We start from the raw sequence: 15063 nt of genomic DNA, 5'->3' as shown, positions 1-15063 counted from the left end.
CAGGTGAGCCGCGGTGGATTGTCCCGGTCGCATTCGGAAGGCTAGAGTCCCCCCTTAATCGTTGTGGAAGGACCTGTCGAGCTTGCCCCCGCACGCTTGCGGAGGGCCGTATCTGCCCCCGAGACGAAGGCGAATCAGGTGACGGACGGCCATTATCCGGACGGCGACCCCTACGGTCGGGGCGTCGCGGACGAGGGCTACGGCACCGGCGCAAACGCTGCCTACCCCGCCTACGACTCGTACGACACGGGTGCGAACTCCGCCTACGGAGCCACCGCGTACGACTCGGGCGCGTGGCAGACGGGCGGCTACGACACGTCGGCGTACACACAATCGGCTTATCCGGCCGCGCAGACGGGCTACGACAGTGGGGCGTACGAGGCGGCGCCCGCGTCCCCCTACGTGGCCGACACCCCTTCTTATGGCACCACCGCCTACGACAGTTCGACTTACGGAACCCCCGCGTACGGCACCCCCGCCTACGACGGCTCCGGTTCCGGCTCGTACGAAGCCGTGGCGTCCTACGACACGTCCGGCTCGTACGCCGCGGTCGACAACAGCGGCGGCTACCCCGTCTACGACAGCGGCGCCTACCCGGCCGCGTCGTCCTACGAGACGGCCTACGACACGTCGTACGGCCAGACGGCGGTCATCCCGCAGCAGGCGGGCTACGACTCCGGGACGGCCTGGTCGGGCGACACCGGCGCGGCGTGGTCCTCGGCCCCCGCCGCCGACATGTGGGCGGGTGACAACCGTCTAGGCGCCGACGCCTTCACCGACCCGCAGCGCAACGACGGCGGCGCGAGCGGCTGGTACGACGCGTCGACGCAGGTCCAGGAGCCCGCCCCGGCGTACGACGGCTATGCCGCCGCCTGGGACGACGCCGAGCCGTGGCACAACGGCAACGCCTCGGGCGCACCCACCCAGGCGTTCTCCGGCGGATTCGACACGGCCGACGGATTCGACACGGCCGACGCGTACGACTCCACGCAGGAGTTCGCCACCGTCATCGTGGACCCGGACGCCGACGGCTTCGCCGCCGAGACCTACAGCACCGGCGGATTCACCGCCGCCGCACGCCCCGCCGACGCACGCCCCGCGGACGAGTACAGCGCGGACGAGTACGCAGACGCGGGCGAATACGCGACGGACGAATACCGCGACGAGCCCACCGACGACTACGACGGCGACTACGACGGCGCGTACACGGACGACGAAGACCAAGGGGAAGGCGAGCCCGACCCCCACGTCGCCGCCGTGGCCGCCGTCGCGGGTCTCTCCGCCACCGCCGCGGGCAGCCGTGCCGCCCGCCGCAAGACCACCCGGCGCACCCGCCCGATGGCCCGGGTCGCGGGCGCGTCGCTGGGCGTGCTCGGCGCGACCGCCATGGCGGTCGCCGCCGCCGGCGGCATCCAGGCCGCGGACAAGCAGGGCACCGTCGCCGACGACACCGTCGCCGCGGGCCCCGACGTCCCGCTCGCCTCGCCGCTCGACCAGCAGTTCACCGATCTGCGGGACAGCGCCGCGGACTTCGCCGACCGGGCGAGCCGCGCGCAGGCCCGGGTCGCGCTCCAGGAGCGCCAGGAGGAGATCGCCCGGCAGCAGGAGGAGGAGCGCAAGAAGCGCGAGCAGCTGCGCCCCAAGTACGTCCTCCCCGTCGCCCCCGGCCTGTCCGCCTACTTCGGCCAGGCGGGCGGCCGCTGGTCGAACCTGCACACCGGCATCGACTTCCCGGTGGACCGCGGTACGCCGGTCCGCGCGGTCACCGACGGCGTCGTGCGCACCGAGTGGAACCGCTCGTACGGGAACATGGTCATCCTGACCGCCGCCGACGGCACCGAGACGTGGTACTGCCACCTCACGCGCGCGAAGGTCAACTCCGGTCCGGTCAAGGCCGGTGACGTGATCGCGTACTCGGGCAACAGCGGCAACAGCACCGGCCCGCACCTCCACTTGGAGGTGCGCCCGAACGGCGGCGCCCCGATAAACCCCATACCGTGGCTGCGCGCCAAGGGCCTCGACCCCACGGGCTGACCCCGGGGGACGTCGGGGTCAGCCGCACGGCACCGCCCCGATCGGCACCGCCGTCGGCACCTCTCCTCGCCATGCAATGCCGACGCGATCACTCGTCGCGGCAAGGGAGCAAGGGGTTCGGCCGACACAACGGACAACGTAGCGGGGCCCGGTGACATCGCCACCGGGCCCCGTTTCGCGTGTGCGGGTCGCGTACCCCTACAGCTTCTCCACCGGGGCGTAGCGCAGCAGGAGTTGCTTGGTGCCGGTGGCGCCGAAGTCGATGGTGGCCTGCGCCTTGTCGCCCTCGCCCTGCGTCGCGACGACGGTGCCGAGGCCGAACTTGTCGTGCGTGACGCGGTCGCCCGGCTTGAGCGCGACGACCTCGCGGTCGGTGATGCGGCTCGGCCCGCTGAGACGCCCCAAGGGCGCCGAACGGGTGGTCCGGGTGGCGGACAGCGCCTGGGCCGCCGACGGCGCGCTGTTGCGCCACTCGACCAGCTTCTCGGGCAGCTCCTGAAGGAACCGGGAGGGCGGGTTGTACGCGGGCGCCCCCCACGCGCTGCGGATCTTCGCCAGCGTCACGTACAGCCGTTCGCGGGCCCGGGTGATCCCGACGTACGCGAGCCGCCGCTCCTCCTCCAGCTCCTTGGTGTTGCCGAGCGCCCGCATGTGCGGGAACACGCCGTCCTCCAGGCCGGTCAGAAACACGACCGGGAACTCCAGGCCCTTCGCGGTGTGCAGCGTCATCAGCGTGACCACGCCGCCATCGTCGTCCGGGATCTGGTCGGAGTCGGCCACCAGGGCCACCTGCTCCAGGAAGTCCGCGAGCGTGCCCTCGGGCTGCGCCTGCTCGAACTCCAGGGCGACCGCCGCGAGTTCCTGGAGGTTCTCGATGCGCGTCTCGTCCTGCGGGTCCGTGGACGCCTGCAACTCGGCCAGGTAGCCGGTCTGTTCGAGTACCGCCTCCAGGACCGTGGCGGGGCCGGCGCCGCCGTCCACGACCGTGCGGAGCTGGTCGATCAGCGCCACGAAGCCCGCGACGGCCTTCGCCGAGCGGGTCGCCATGCCCGGCGCCTCGTGGGCCCGGCGCAGCGCGTCCGCGAACGGCACGCGGTCGCGCGCGGCCAGCACCTCGACGCACGCCTCGGCGCGGTCGCCGATGCCGCGCTTGGGCACGTTGAGGATGCGGCGCAGCGAGACGACGTCGTCGGGGTTGGCGAGTATCCGCAGGTACGCGAGCGCGTCGCGGACCTCCTTGCGCTCGTAGAAGCGCACGCCGCCGACGACCTTGTACGGCAGTCCGACGCGGATGAAGACCTCTTCGAACACGCGCGACTGCGCGTTGGTGCGGTAGAAGACCGCGACCTGGCTGGGGGTGATCTTGCCGGTGTCGGTCAGCCGGTCGATCTCGTCGGCGATGAACTGCGCCTCGGCGTGCTCGTCGTCGGCCGTGTAGCCGGTGATCGTCGAGCCCTGCCCCGAGTCGGTCCACAGGTTCTTCGCGCGCCGGTTGCTGTTGCGCTCGATGACCGCGTTGGCGGCGGTCAGGATCGTCTGGGTGGAGCGGTAGTTCTGCTCCAGCATGATCGTCGTGGCGTTCGGGTAGTCCGACTCGAAGTCGAGGATGTTGCGGATGGTGGCACCGCGAAACGCGTAGATGGACTGGTCGGCGTCGCCCACGACGCACAGTTCGGCGGGCGGGACCTCGGCCAGGCCCTCCTCGGCGGGGTTGACCAGGTCGCCGTCGACGGTGCGCTTGGGACCGTGCCCGGCGGCGCCGCCGACGAGCTCGCGGACCAGCACGTACTGCGCGTGGTTGGTGTCCTGGTACTCGTCGACGAGGACGTGCCGGAAGCGGCGGCGGTAGTGCTCGGCGACGTCCGGGAACGCCTGCAGCAGGTTGACCGTGGTCATGATGAGGTCGTCGAAGTCGAGGGCGTTGGCCTGCCGCAGGCGCGCCTGATAGAGCGTGTACGCCTCGGCGAGCTTGCGCTCGGCGTCGTTCTGCGTCCCGGACGCGTAGGTCTCCGGGTCGATGAGCTCGTTCTTGAGGTTCGACACCTGCGCGTTGAACTTGCGCGGGGGGTGCTGCTTGGGGTCGAGGTCCAGGTCGCGGCACACCATCGCCATGAGGCGCTGCGAGTCGGCGGCGTCGTAGATGGAGAAGGTCGAGCTGAGGCCGAGCTTCTTGTACTGCTGCCGCAGGATGCGCACGCACGAGGAGTGGAACGTGGAGACCCACATGGCCTTGGCGCGCGGGCCGACCAGTGCCTCGACGCGCTCCTTCATCTCGCCCGCGGCCTTGTTGGTGAAGGTGATCGCGAGGATCTCGCCGGGGTGCACGCCGCGCGCGCCCAGGAGGTACGCGATGCGGTGGGTCAGCACGCGGGTCTTGCCGGAGCCGGCGCCCGCGACGATGAGCAGCGGGGAGCCCTCGTGGACGACCGCGGCGCGCTGCTGCGGGTTCATGCCGTCGAGCAGGCGCGCGGGATCGATCACCGGCTTGCGGGCGCCGTTGCGGTAGTGGCCCTCGTACGGCTCGGTCGGCGGGGCGTAGTCGCCGTCGAACAGGTCGTCGGGAGCCGGGTCGTACTCGGGCGGCGGCGGGGCGTCGTCCGGCAGCGGCTCGGCGGCGGGCGGCGGGATCTCGGCGTCGAACCCCGGCAGCGGCATGTCGTCGAAGAGTTTGCTCATCGTCTGCCGAGTCTACGAGCCGCGGGCGGTGTTCCGGTGCCCGCCCGCCTCGGCCCGGGGCGAACTCAGGTCCACATGACGGCGATGACGATGTTCGCGACGGTGAGCAGGCCGACGGCGCCGAAGATCTGCACGTCGACGCGCTCCTTCGCGCGGTTCGTCCACACCATGAGCAGGATCCCGATGAGGATGGCGAGCTTGACGCTGATCTTGGTGTTGTCGACGTCGAGGTCGTCGGCCTGCCGGACGCCGACCAGCGCGATGCCGGTGACGAGCATCGTGAGGGCGCCGTGCGTCATGGCGGGGTTGATGCGGACGTCTCCGGTCTTCATCCCCTTCATCTGGGTGAGGAAGCCGCCGAGCAGGGACCCGATCCCGATGATGTGCAGGACGAGCAGAAGTTGTCGGACGACGTCCACGAAACGCTCCTCACGGTGGGGATGGCGCTCCGAGACTACAAAAATCACAAAGCGGACAATGAAACGGCCCTCAAGGTAAAGACTTGGCAATGCGGCCCGGAAAGCTGGGGGTCGTGACACTCCTGTGACTAATGTTCTCGGCCAGGCGGCCGTACCCCCGTGCTCCACCAGGAGTGCACGGCCGCCACCGCCGAGTCCGGCGACGTACCGAGGCCGCCCCCACGGCCGAGGAGCACGAGCCGGAGCCGGGGACCCAGGTTCCCATCGAGGCGAATCGGGTCCGGGCCCGCCAGTCCGGAGTCGTAGGGCGTCTTCTTCCGCCCGAGCCTGTCAGCTAACCCGGTAGGCGGCCGAGGAAGGAGTGACGCTTTCGTGGCGTCTCATCGCCGTCCCGCGCAGCACCGCCGGATAAAGCCGCGCAGCGCCCCGAGGGGTGCCGCCACGCTCGCCACCGCCGCCGTGACCATGACCGGTGTAGTGGCGTTCGCCGGCACCTCGAGCGCCGACCCGGCGCCCACCTCCGCGCAGGTGCAGGAGCAGGTCAACCAGCTGCACCGCGAGGTCGCCAAGGCGACGGACGTCTTCAACGGCGTCCAGGAGCAGGTCGAGGTGCTGCAGAAGGAGTCCAACGCGACGCAGACCCGCGTCGCCGAGGAGCAGGCCGCGATGAACCAGCTGCGCGAGCAGATCGGTGTCATAGCCGCCGAGGAGTACCGCAACGGGGGCATGCCGCCCGAGCTCCAGCTCGCGCTGAGCGGCGACCCCGCGATGTACCTCCAAAAGGCCCAGATGCTGGACCAGATCGACAGCCAGCAGGCCACCCGCCTCGAACAGATCGCCGCGCAGGCGCGCATGCTCCAGCAGGACCGCGCCGAGGCCTCCCAGCAGCTCGCCGACCTCGACGCGCTGCGCAAGGACCTCAACGGCAAGAAGAACGAGATCCAGGAGAAGCTCAACAAGGCCCAGGCGCTGCTCAACACCCTCACCGAGGCCGAGCGCCAGGCCGTCCTGGAGTCCAACGACCACGCCGACGAAGAGCGCACCGACGACCGCGCCGGGCGCGACAAGCCCGAGGCCGAAGAGCCGCTGCCGAACGTCCCGGCCTCCGGGCGCGCCGCGGTCGCCGTCGACTTCGCGATGGACCAGCGCGGCAAGCCGTACGGCTGGGGCAAGGCGGGGCCGAGCTCGTTCGACTGCTCCGGCCTCATGCAGGCCGCGTGGGCGAAGGCGAACGTCAAGCTGCCGCGTACCACCTGGGACCAGGTCAAGGTCGGCAGCCCGGTGTCCAAGTCCCAGCTCCAGCCGGGCGACCTGATCTTCTTCTACTCCGACATCAGCCACGTCGGGATGTACATCGGCGACGGCAAGATGGTGCACGCCCCTCGCCCGGGATCCGTCATCAAGGTGGCCCCGATCACCGAGATGCCGTTCCACTCCGCGCGCCGCGTGGGCTGACCCGCCGCACCACGTACCGCAGGCCCTGATTCCGGTGCTCCGGAATCGGGGGCCTGCGTCGTTTCGGGTCCTGCCGCCCACTCCTGCGCCCAGTCCTGCGCCCGGCCCTGCCGTCGGGCCCTGCCGTCGGGCAGCCGCGCGGTCAGACCAGGCGGCGGTCGGTCGCCCAGCGGGTCAGCTCGTGCCGGTTGGACAGCTGCAACTTCCGCAGCACCGCCGACACATGCGTCTCGACCGTCTTGACCGAGATCACCAGCCGCCGCGCGATCTCCTTGTACGCGTAGCCGCGCGCGATCAGCCGCAGCACCTCGCGCTCGCGCTGCGTCAGCCGGTCCAGGTCCTCGTCGATCGGCGGTACGTCGGTCGCCGAGAACGCGTCCAGCACGAAGCCGGCCAGGCGCGGCGAGAACACCGCGTCGCCCTCGGCCACCCGGCCCACGGCGCGTACGAGTTCGTCGCCGGTGATGGATTTCGTGACATAGCCGCGGGCGCCGCCCCGGATGACCCCGATGACGTCCTCGGCCGCGTCCGACACCGACAGCGCCAGGAACCGCACCCTGCCTTGCAGGCCGGCGCACTGCTTCAGCACCTCGACGCCTCCCCCGCCGGGCAGGTGCACGTCGAGCAGCACGACCTCGGGCATCGTCGCGTGGACGACCGAGACCGCCGACGCGACGTCCTCGGCCTCGCCGACGACCTCGACGGCCTCGCCGATCTCGGCGCGCACGCCGGTGCGGAACATGCGGTGGTCGTCGACCAGCACGACGCGCACGCGCGGTTCCGGCGCGTCCGCCGCCGCGCCCTCGGCGTCCTCCCGGGGATCCTGCGGCGTGTCGTGCGGCGCGTTCTGCGGCAGGTTCTGCGGCGTGCTTCGCCGGGGGGTGTGCGGGGTGTCCTGCGGGCCCTGGGTGCTCACTTGGTGCTCCTGTTCCTCGACGCCGCCTCGCCGCGCGCCATCTCGAGCTCGACCTCGGTGCCTTCGCCGGGCTCGCTGCGGATCACCGCGGTACCGCCGTTGCGGCGCATGCGCCCGAGGATCGACTCTCGCACACCGAGCCGGTCCTCGGGCAGCGCACCGGGGTCGAAGCCGGGCCCGCTGTCGCGTACGAAGACCGTCACCATCGTGTCCTCGACCTCCGCGAACACCTGGACCGGCGCGCCCGAGGCGTACTTGGCGGCGTTCACCATCGCCTCGCGCGCGGCGGCCAGTTGCGCGGCGAGGCGCTCGTCCACCGGGCAGTCGCCGACCGACACGATCTCGATGGTGGCTCCGTGCATGTCCTCGACCTCGGCGGCCTCCTGGCGCAGCGCGGCGGCGAACGTACGGTCGGGCTCCTCGCCCTCCGGCCGGTACAGCCACGCGCGCAGTTCGCGCTCCTGCGCGCGGGCGAGCTTGGCGACCTCGCGCGGGTCGTCGACGTGCCGCTGGATCAGCGTCAGCGTGTGCAGCACGGAGTCGTGCACATGGGCCGCCACCTCGGCCCGCTCCTGCGCGCGGATGCGTGCCCTGCGCTCCGCCCCCAGGTCGCGCGTCTGGCGGAGCAGGAACGGCCCGAAGATCACCAGCAGCCCGAACAGCAGCAGCGCCGCGCCCCGCAGCGCCGCGAACGCGTCGCCCAGGCCGCCGCGGTAGGCGACGAAGAAGCCGATGCCGATCGCGAAGACCACGAGCCCGATGGCCGTACGCACGATCCCGGCGGTGCGGCTGCGCCCGTCGAGCGACAGCCAGCGGGTGCGCTGCGCGTCGTCGGCCTGCCGCCACACCAGGGCCACGCCGGCCGACGCGACCAGCAGCGGCCACACCCACGCGCCCCGGTAACCGGCGTCCCCGGCGACGGCCATGACGAGGGCGAAGGCCAGCAGCGCCGTGACGATGGCGAGGGCGGCGTGGCGCGACTTGCGCTCGCGGGCGTCGGCCGGTTCCTGGCGTACCTCCGCGCCGCCCTCGGGCACGTTGAGCCACAGCAGGCCGTACAGCACCATGCCGAGACCGCCGCCGAGGGTCAGCACCACGAACCCGACGCGGATCCACACCACGTCCACCGCGAGGTGCCGGGACAGTCCGCGCGCCACGCCCGCGACGATGCGTCGCGAGGAGTCGCGGTACAGCGTGGGGGCCGACCGGCCGACCGTGGGCTCGAAACCCAGGTAGGTCTGCGCGTGGGAGGCGGGAGGAGGTGCTGAGGTCACACGACCGATCGTCACACGCACGGGCTCGGCGACGCATCAGGGTGCGACCCTGATTCGCCCTCAGGGTCGCCTCGGGGTACGACCCGGGCCCCTCCTGATAGGCGCGCACGCGCAAGGCCAGCACGATGGAGGCATGAGCGAGCGGGACGACCGAATCAACAGGGGAATGCGTTCCGCGAATGCGGACGCCGAGCCAAGCGAGGTGCCGGCATGAGCGGGACGAGCCCCCACCCGACCGGGACCACGCCGCGGGCCGAAACGGGCGACGGCGGGAATCCGCCGCTGCACCGCCCGCCGCACGACCGCGTGGTCTCGGGTGTGTGCGGCGGTCTCGGCCGGCACTTCGGCGTCGACCCGGTGATCTTCCGGGTGGTGTTCGTGGTGCTCGCCCTGTTCGGCGGCCTCGGTGTGCTGCTGTACGGCCTGGGCTGGCTGCTGATGCCGGCCGACGGCCAAACGGCGCCCCTGGCACGCGAGGTGCTCAACGGCCGCGGCATCGGTGCCGCGATCCCGGCGATCGCGCTCACCGGCATCGGCGTCGGCGTCTTCTTCAGCTACATCGACAACGGCTTCGACGGGGCGGTGCCGCTGCTGATCGTGGCCGCGATCATCCTGTACGTCGCCCAGCAGAGCACCCGGCGCAACCTGAAGGCCGCGGGTGTCGAGACCGTGGCCACCGCGCCGCCGGCGGGCGTACCGCCGGCGGCGCCTCCCGTCGCCGACGCGCCGCAGGCCCCCGGGCCGCCGCTGGCGCCCGGGCCCGCCAAGTGGTGGCGGGCGCCGACCGGCAAGTCCCCGGACAGACCGGCGCCTTCGCAGGAGCCGAAGCCGCGCAGGCCGCGCTCGTACATCGCGGTGGCGACGGTGTCGCTCGCCGCGGTCGCGGGCGGGGTCATGTGGTGGCTGGACACCGGGACGTCGGCCGACATCTCGGTGCAGGCGGCCCTGGCGGTGGTCCTCGCGATCCTCGCGGGCGGCATGCTGGTCGGCACCTTCTTCGGCGGCGGCCGGTGGCTGATCCTGCCGTCCTTCGCGGTCGCGGTGCTGCTGAGCGCGGTCGCGGCGGTCACGGTGCCGTTCGTCGGGCCCAGCGGGGAACGGACCATCACCCCGGCGACGGCGGAGACGGTCTCGGCGAGTTCGCCGTACCGCATGAAGTTCGGCGAGATGCGGCTCGACCTCACCGAGCTCGACCTGACCGGGCGCGACCCGGCCGAACCGGTCCGCGTGGTGGCGACCGTGGGCGCCGGGAACATGCAGATCTACCTGCCCGACGACGTGCGCGTGATCATCGAGGCGGACGTCGACCTCGGCAACATCGACCTTCCGAACGGCAGCAGCAGCGGCTACCGGCCGGACCGCGACGCGGTCCTCCCGCCCGAGAACGGCGGCCCGCCGCGCGGCACGATCGCGCTCGACCTGGGAGTCGGCGTCGGAAACGTGGAGGTGTTCTATGGAGCCCCGTGAGCCGGAACCGCGCGGGCCGGAACCGCGTGAGCCGGAGCCCCGCGAGGCGGCGCTCGGCGAACCGAGCACAGGCGCCACCCCGGCAGACACGCACGAGGGCACGGGCGCGGACACCAGCGAGGGCACGTACGAGAGCGCAGACGACAGCAGGCACGAGACCACGTACGAGAGCACGCCCGAGAACGCCGACGGCGACCCGCCGGTGGACTCGCCCGACGACACACCGGAACGCGACTCGGAGGAGACCAAGGTGCTCGGCATCGAGCAGTCCGCAGCGACCGAACCTCCCGCCACCTCGCACGTACCCGTGGAAGACCCCGACTGGCGGCCGGGACTGCTGCCGCGCGACCCCGGCGTGAGCGGCACGAGGGGCACGAGCGGCCTGAGCGGGAGCACCGCACCCTTCTTCGCCGCGTCCGAGTCCGCGTCCGAGTCCGCGTCCGCGCCGAAGTCCTTTGGCGCTTCCGCCCGTTCCCCTCGGGGCGACATCGCCCGCCGGCACGGATTCGACCCGATGGCCATGGTCGCCGGCGCCATCTTCATGGCCATCGCCGTGATGTACATGCTGGACGCGGGCGACGCGGTGGACGCCCGGCCCGGCCTGATGCTCGCTCTCGCGGTGATCGGGGTCGGCGCGTCCGGCTTCGTCGGCGCGGTCTGGGCGATGCTCACCGGACGCCGCAGGCGACGGGCCGTGACCGCGGACGCCGAGGCGTCCGCGGTGGACCTCACCAAAGCGGGCTGATCAGGCCCCGAGAACGCGGTCGGGATCCGCGGTTCGGCCTCTCGCCGGGGCCGGCCCGCGGATCTCGGCGTTGCCGGGTGTTCCAGCGCGGCCCAGGGCGTTCCAGCGTGTTCCTGGGTGTTCCTCGGGTCAGTCCGCGATTTCGATCTCGTACGGGTTCGACTCGACGCCCGACGCCGTCACGACGCACAGTTCGACCCGCCCGGGGTCGACGTCCACCGGGATCGGCACGACGAGCACCGCGTCGCACGGGTTGGCGAACCCCGTCTCCGTCGGCACGAGCGGCGCGTACACGTGCACCGCGCCGAATCGTACGACCACGCGGGCGAGTTGGTCGGGCTCCTGGGCGCCGGCGCCGACCAGGTTGGCGCCCCGGATCTCGATGTCGTCGCCCTGCCGCACCGCCGTGTCCAGGTTCCCCGGCACGTGCACGCGCACGACCGAGAGAATCACCGGGCGGTTGTTCTCGACCAGCTTGGCGACGACGTAGACCGCGACCGAGACCATCGCGAGGGCGACGAGCGTCGCCGGGATGTCGGGCAGGGCGCCCGGGTCGCGGGCCAGGCCGACCACGACGAAGCCGACGGCGACGAGGTTGACCAGCACGTACTGCGCGTCGGTGAGCGAGCTGCGGCCCGCGTCGTCGGTCGCCAGGTCCCGCAGGCGTCCGCGGTCGGAGTGCGGCTTCTGCAGGACGCGGCGGTTGACCTTGTCGCCGACGACGCGGCGTACCAGGACCGCGGCGAACAGCGGCGCCGCGAACAGCGCGATCTGGTCGGCGGACACCGAGCCGAGGCTGTCCAGCAGGTCGGAGCGGTCGTCGCTGTCGGAGGCCGCGGCCAGGCGTACCGCGAAGAAGGCGAACGTGTAGGCGAGGGCTACGGCCCACAGCCCGGCGACGGCCTTTGACGTCGACAGGCGGCCGTCGACTCCCCGCACCGGCGCGTAGAGGCCGGCCCCCGTACGGGCCCAGTACGCGACGCCGGTCAGGACCGCGGTCGACACCACGGCCGCGGCCAGGGCGGCGGTACGCGTGACCGTCCACCCGGTGCCGATCGCGGTGAGCGCCTCGACGACCAGGAGCACCACCACGGCGCCCCACAGGAACGCGATCGTGCGAGTGCCAAGCAACCGCAGCGCGGCGCGGCCGTGTGCCCGCCGCTTCACCGCCAACTCCTGCGAGCGCGAGCGGAGTTCGTCGTCTATCCACTGCCGGGTGGCGGGATCGGAGGGCGCCACGACGGACGGCACCCCCTCGCGGCGGGCGAGCGCGCGCCGTGCCTCGGCGAAGCCCTCGTGGGCCCGCCGGTACTCCTCGCGGACCACGCAATGGCAGTCCGGCCCGTGCACGCTGACGCCGTGCGCCATCGAGAAACCCTCCCCTGGGAGCGGCGGCGCGCCGAGTCCGGTGATCGCACCTGCCAGCGGCATTCTGCCGCATGCGGGAGGTGCCGATGGTGCCGGTGGGGTACGGGATTTCCCCGGCGGCCACCCCGCGGTTCACCCGGACCCCACTGTGCTTAACCTGGGCAATAGTAGGACTTCCTAGTATCTTGGGGGCCAGGCATCTGTCCGTGCGTCGCCCATGCGTTGTCGGAGGCTTCCGTGGCCCTGTACGTCCCGACCCGTCCCGTGCGGTTCGTGACCGCGTCCGCCCTGTTCGACGGGCACGACGCGGCCATCAACATCATGCGGCGGATCCTCCAGTCGCAGGGCGCCGAGGTGGTGCACCTCGGCCACAACAGGTCGGTGAGCGAGGTCGTCGACGCGGCCCTGGAGGAGGACGCCCAGGGTGTCGCGGTCAGCTCGTACCAGGGCGGCCACGTCGAGTACTTCGAGTACCTGGTCGAGTCCCTGCGCGAACGCGGCGCCGACCACGTGCGGGTGTTCGGCGGCGGTGGCGGCGTCATCATCCCCGAGGAGATCTCCCGCCTGGCCCGGTCGGGCGTCACGGTCTTCTCCCCCGAGGACGGCCAGCGCCTGGGCCTCGCCGGGATGATCAACACGCTGATCGAGGCCTGCGACGTCGACCTCGCAGAGCGGCCCGCCGCCCTCGACGCACTCCTCGCCGGCGACCGGGGCGCGCTGGCCCGCACGCTGACGGTCGTGGAGAACCGCGGGCTGGCCGACGCGGACCTCGCGGCGGTGCGCGCGGCGGCCGCCGACCGGCGCGTACCGGTCCTCGGCATCACCGGCACCGGCGGATCGGGCAAGTCGTCGCTCACCGACGAACTCGTCCGGCGCCTGCGCACCGACCAGCAGGACAAGCTGCGCGTCGCGGTGCTCGCGGTGGACCCGACCCGGCGGCGCGGCGGCGGCGCACTGCTCGGCGACCGCATCCGGATGAACGCGCTCGACGGCGAGCGGGTGTTCTTCCGGTCCGTCGCGACGCGCGCCGCGGGCCGTGAACTCCCCGAGCGCATCGAGCAGTTCCTCGACGTGTGCAAGGCGGCCGGCTACGACCTGGTGATCCTGGAGACGCCGGGCATCGGGCAGGGCGACGCGGCGGTCACGCAGTACGCCGACACCTCGCTCTACGTCATGACCCCGGAGTTCGGCGCCGCCTCCCAGCTCGAGAAGATCGACATGCTGGACTTCGCCGACGTCGTCGCGATCAACAAGTTCGAGCGCCGCGGCGCGGAGGACGCGCTGCGCGACGTGTCGCGGCAACTCGTGCGCAACCGCGAGGCGTTCGGCTCCCGACCCGAGGACATGCCGGTGTTCGGCACCAGCGCCGCGACGTTCAACGACGACGGCGTGACGGCGCTGTACCAGCACGTCGCGGAACGCCTCGCCGAACAGGGTCTGCCGCTGGAACCGGGCGCGCTGACGCCGGTTTCGGTGCGTACCTCCACCGGTGCGGCGCACATCGTCCCGGCCTCGCGCACCCGCTACCTGGCCGAGGTCGCCGAGACGGTACGCGGCTACCACGCGGAGACGCGTACCCAGTCGGCGGCCGCGGCCCGCCTCCAGCGCGTCGCCCTGGTCCGCGACGAACTCCCGGACCCCGTCGACTCGGTGGACGCGCTGCACGCCGACGCGGAGGCGGCCGTGACGGCGGACTCCCGGGAGCGGCTGGCGGCCTGGCCGGCGACGGTCGAGGCGTACTCGGGCGACGAACAGGTGGTGCGGGTCCGGGACCGCGAGATCCATACCGCCCTGACCCGCGAGTCGTTGTCCGGCAACCGCATCCGGCGCGTCGCGCTGCCGCGCGTCACCGACCACGGCGAACTGCTCCGCTTCCTGCGCGAGGAGAACCTGCCGGGCCACTTCCCGTTCACCGCGGGGGTGTTCCCCTTCAAGCGGGACGGCGAGGACCCGGCGCGGATGTTCGCGGGCGAGGGCGACCCGTTCCGCACCAACCGCCGCTTCAAGCTGCTGTCCCACGACGGCGAGGCCACGCGGCTGTCCACGGCCTTCGACTCGGTCACCCTGTACGGCCGCGACCCCGACGAACGCCCGGACATCTACGGCAAGGTCGGCACCTCGGGCGTCTCCGTCGCGACGCTCGACGACATGAAGGCGCTGTACGACGGCTTCGACCTCACCGCGCCCTCCACGTCCGTCTCGATGACCATCAACGGACCGGCGCCGACGATCCTGGCGTTCTTCCTCAACACCGTCGTCGACGCCGAACTCGCCAAGTTCCGGGACGCCGAGGGCCGCGAGCCGTCCGAGGCCGAGGCGGCCGACATCCGGGCGAAGGCGCTGGCAACCGTACGCGGCACCGTGCAGGCCGACATCCTCAAGGAGGACCAGGGCCAGAACACCTGCCTGTTCTCCACGGAGTTCAGCCTGCGCATGATGGCGGACATCCAGGAGTGGTTCATCCGCAACCGCGTCCGCAACTTCTACTCGGTGTCCATCTCCGGCTACCACATCGCCGAAGCCGGTGCGAACCCCATCAGCCAGCTCGCGTTCACCCTCGCGAACGGCTTCACGTACGTCGAGTCGTACCTCGCCCGCGGCATGGACGTCGACGACTTCGCGCCGAACCTCTCCTTCTTCTTCAGCAACGTACCCCGACCGGCGGAAACTGGCCGCGGCCGCCCAGGGCATGGTGGCGCAGGCCGGGCG

General features: G+C 72.0%; 10 protein-coding genes and 1 riboswitch. Of the genes, 5 read left to right on the top strand and 5 right to left on the bottom strand.

Annotation, left to right across the window (positions count from 1 at the left end):
- Positions 1 to 138 precede the first annotated feature (138 nt).
- Positions 139 to 2034, top strand: a complete 1896-nt coding sequence (locus tag AB0C36_RS22400) for a M23 family metallopeptidase (RefSeq protein WP_358356628.1) — start codon at positions 139 to 141, stop codon at positions 2032 to 2034.
- Between the two features lie 198 nt (positions 2035 to 2232).
- Here AB0C36_RS22400 and pcrA read toward each other — a convergent pair whose 3' ends face one another.
- Positions 2233 to 4710, bottom strand: a complete 2478-nt coding sequence (pcrA, locus tag AB0C36_RS22395) for a DNA helicase PcrA (RefSeq protein ID WP_358356626.1) — start codon at positions 4708 to 4710, stop codon at positions 2233 to 2235.
- A gap of 65 nt (positions 4711 to 4775) precedes the next feature.
- Entirely contained in the window at positions 4776 to 5129 is a 354-nt protein-coding gene (locus AB0C36_RS22390; RefSeq protein WP_358356624.1) for a hypothetical protein, read from the bottom strand.
- A gap of 227 nt (positions 5130 to 5356) precedes the next feature.
- A riboswitch (cyclic di-AMP (ydaO/yuaA leader) is annotated at positions 5357 to 5493 on the top strand.
- Positions 5494 to 5501: 8 nt separating this feature from the next.
- Here AB0C36_RS22390 and AB0C36_RS22385 point away from each other — a divergent pair.
- Positions 5502 to 6584, top strand: coding sequence for a C40 family peptidase (locus AB0C36_RS22385; protein ID WP_358356622.1), 1083 nt, complete (start codon positions 5502 to 5504; stop codon positions 6582 to 6584).
- Between the two features lie 142 nt (positions 6585 to 6726).
- Here AB0C36_RS22385 and AB0C36_RS22380 read toward each other — a convergent pair whose 3' ends face one another.
- Both AB0C36_RS22380 and AB0C36_RS22375 read right to left on the bottom strand, forming a co-directional pair.
- Positions 6727 to 7356: a LuxR C-terminal-related transcriptional regulator gene (locus AB0C36_RS22380; protein ID WP_358356667.1), complete on the bottom strand. Its 630-nt coding sequence runs from the start codon at positions 7354 to 7356 to the stop codon at positions 6727 to 6729.
- Positions 7357 to 7496: 140 nt separating this feature from the next.
- Entirely contained in the window at positions 7497 to 8774 is a 1278-nt protein-coding gene (locus AB0C36_RS22375; protein WP_358356620.1) for an ATP-binding protein, read from the bottom strand.
- Between the two features lie 210 nt (positions 8775 to 8984).
- Between AB0C36_RS22375 and AB0C36_RS22370 the strand changes: the two genes are divergently transcribed.
- Positions 8985 to 10241, top strand: a complete 1257-nt coding sequence (locus tag AB0C36_RS22370; RefSeq protein ID WP_358356618.1) for a PspC domain-containing protein — start codon at positions 8985 to 8987, stop codon at positions 10239 to 10241.
- Positions 10228 to 10986 carry a hypothetical protein gene (locus tag AB0C36_RS22365; protein WP_358356616.1) on the top strand — a complete coding sequence of 253 codons (759 nt, stop codon included), beginning with the start codon at positions 10228 to 10230 and terminating at the stop codon, positions 10984 to 10986. The genes AB0C36_RS22370 and AB0C36_RS22365 overlap by 14 nt, the downstream gene beginning before the upstream one ends.
- Before the next feature lie 129 nt (positions 10987 to 11115).
- Here the strand turns inward: AB0C36_RS22365 and AB0C36_RS22360 are convergent, their stop codons facing one another.
- Complete coding sequence (locus AB0C36_RS22360; RefSeq protein ID WP_358356615.1) at positions 11116 to 12354, bottom strand: hypothetical protein; 1239 nt, start codon at positions 12352 to 12354, stop codon at positions 11116 to 11118.
- Between the two features lie 237 nt (positions 12355 to 12591).
- Here AB0C36_RS22360 and AB0C36_RS22355 point away from each other — a divergent pair.
- Positions 12592 to 15063, top strand: a 2472-nt coding sequence (locus tag AB0C36_RS22355; protein ID WP_358356613.1) for a methylmalonyl-CoA mutase family protein, incomplete at its 3' end; no start/stop codon positions are given.

The sequence above is a fragment of the Streptodolium elevatio genome (genome assembly GCF_040649515.1).
Lineage (GTDB): Bacteria > Actinomycetota > Actinomycetes > Streptomycetales > Streptomycetaceae > Yinghuangia > Yinghuangia elevatio.
This window is presented reverse-complemented; position numbering and strand designations above follow the sequence as displayed.

Bases quoted from the DNA above. Each gene is read 5' to 3' on its own strand.
- AB0C36_RS22360 (WP_358356615.1), bottom strand. From the start codon at position 12,354: ATGGCGCACGGCGTCAGCGTGCACGGGCCGGACTGCCATTGCGTGGTC.
- AB0C36_RS22365 (WP_358356616.1), top strand. From the start codon at position 10,228: ATGGAGCCCCGTGAGCCGGAACCGCGCGGGCCGGAACCGCGTGAGCCG.
- pcrA (WP_358356626.1), bottom strand. From the start codon at position 4,710: ATGAGCAAACTCTTCGACGACATGCCGCTGCCGGGGTTCGACGCCGAG.
- AB0C36_RS22370 (WP_358356618.1), top strand. From the start codon at position 8,985: ATGAGCGGGACGAGCCCCCACCCGACCGGGACCACGCCGCGGGCCGAA.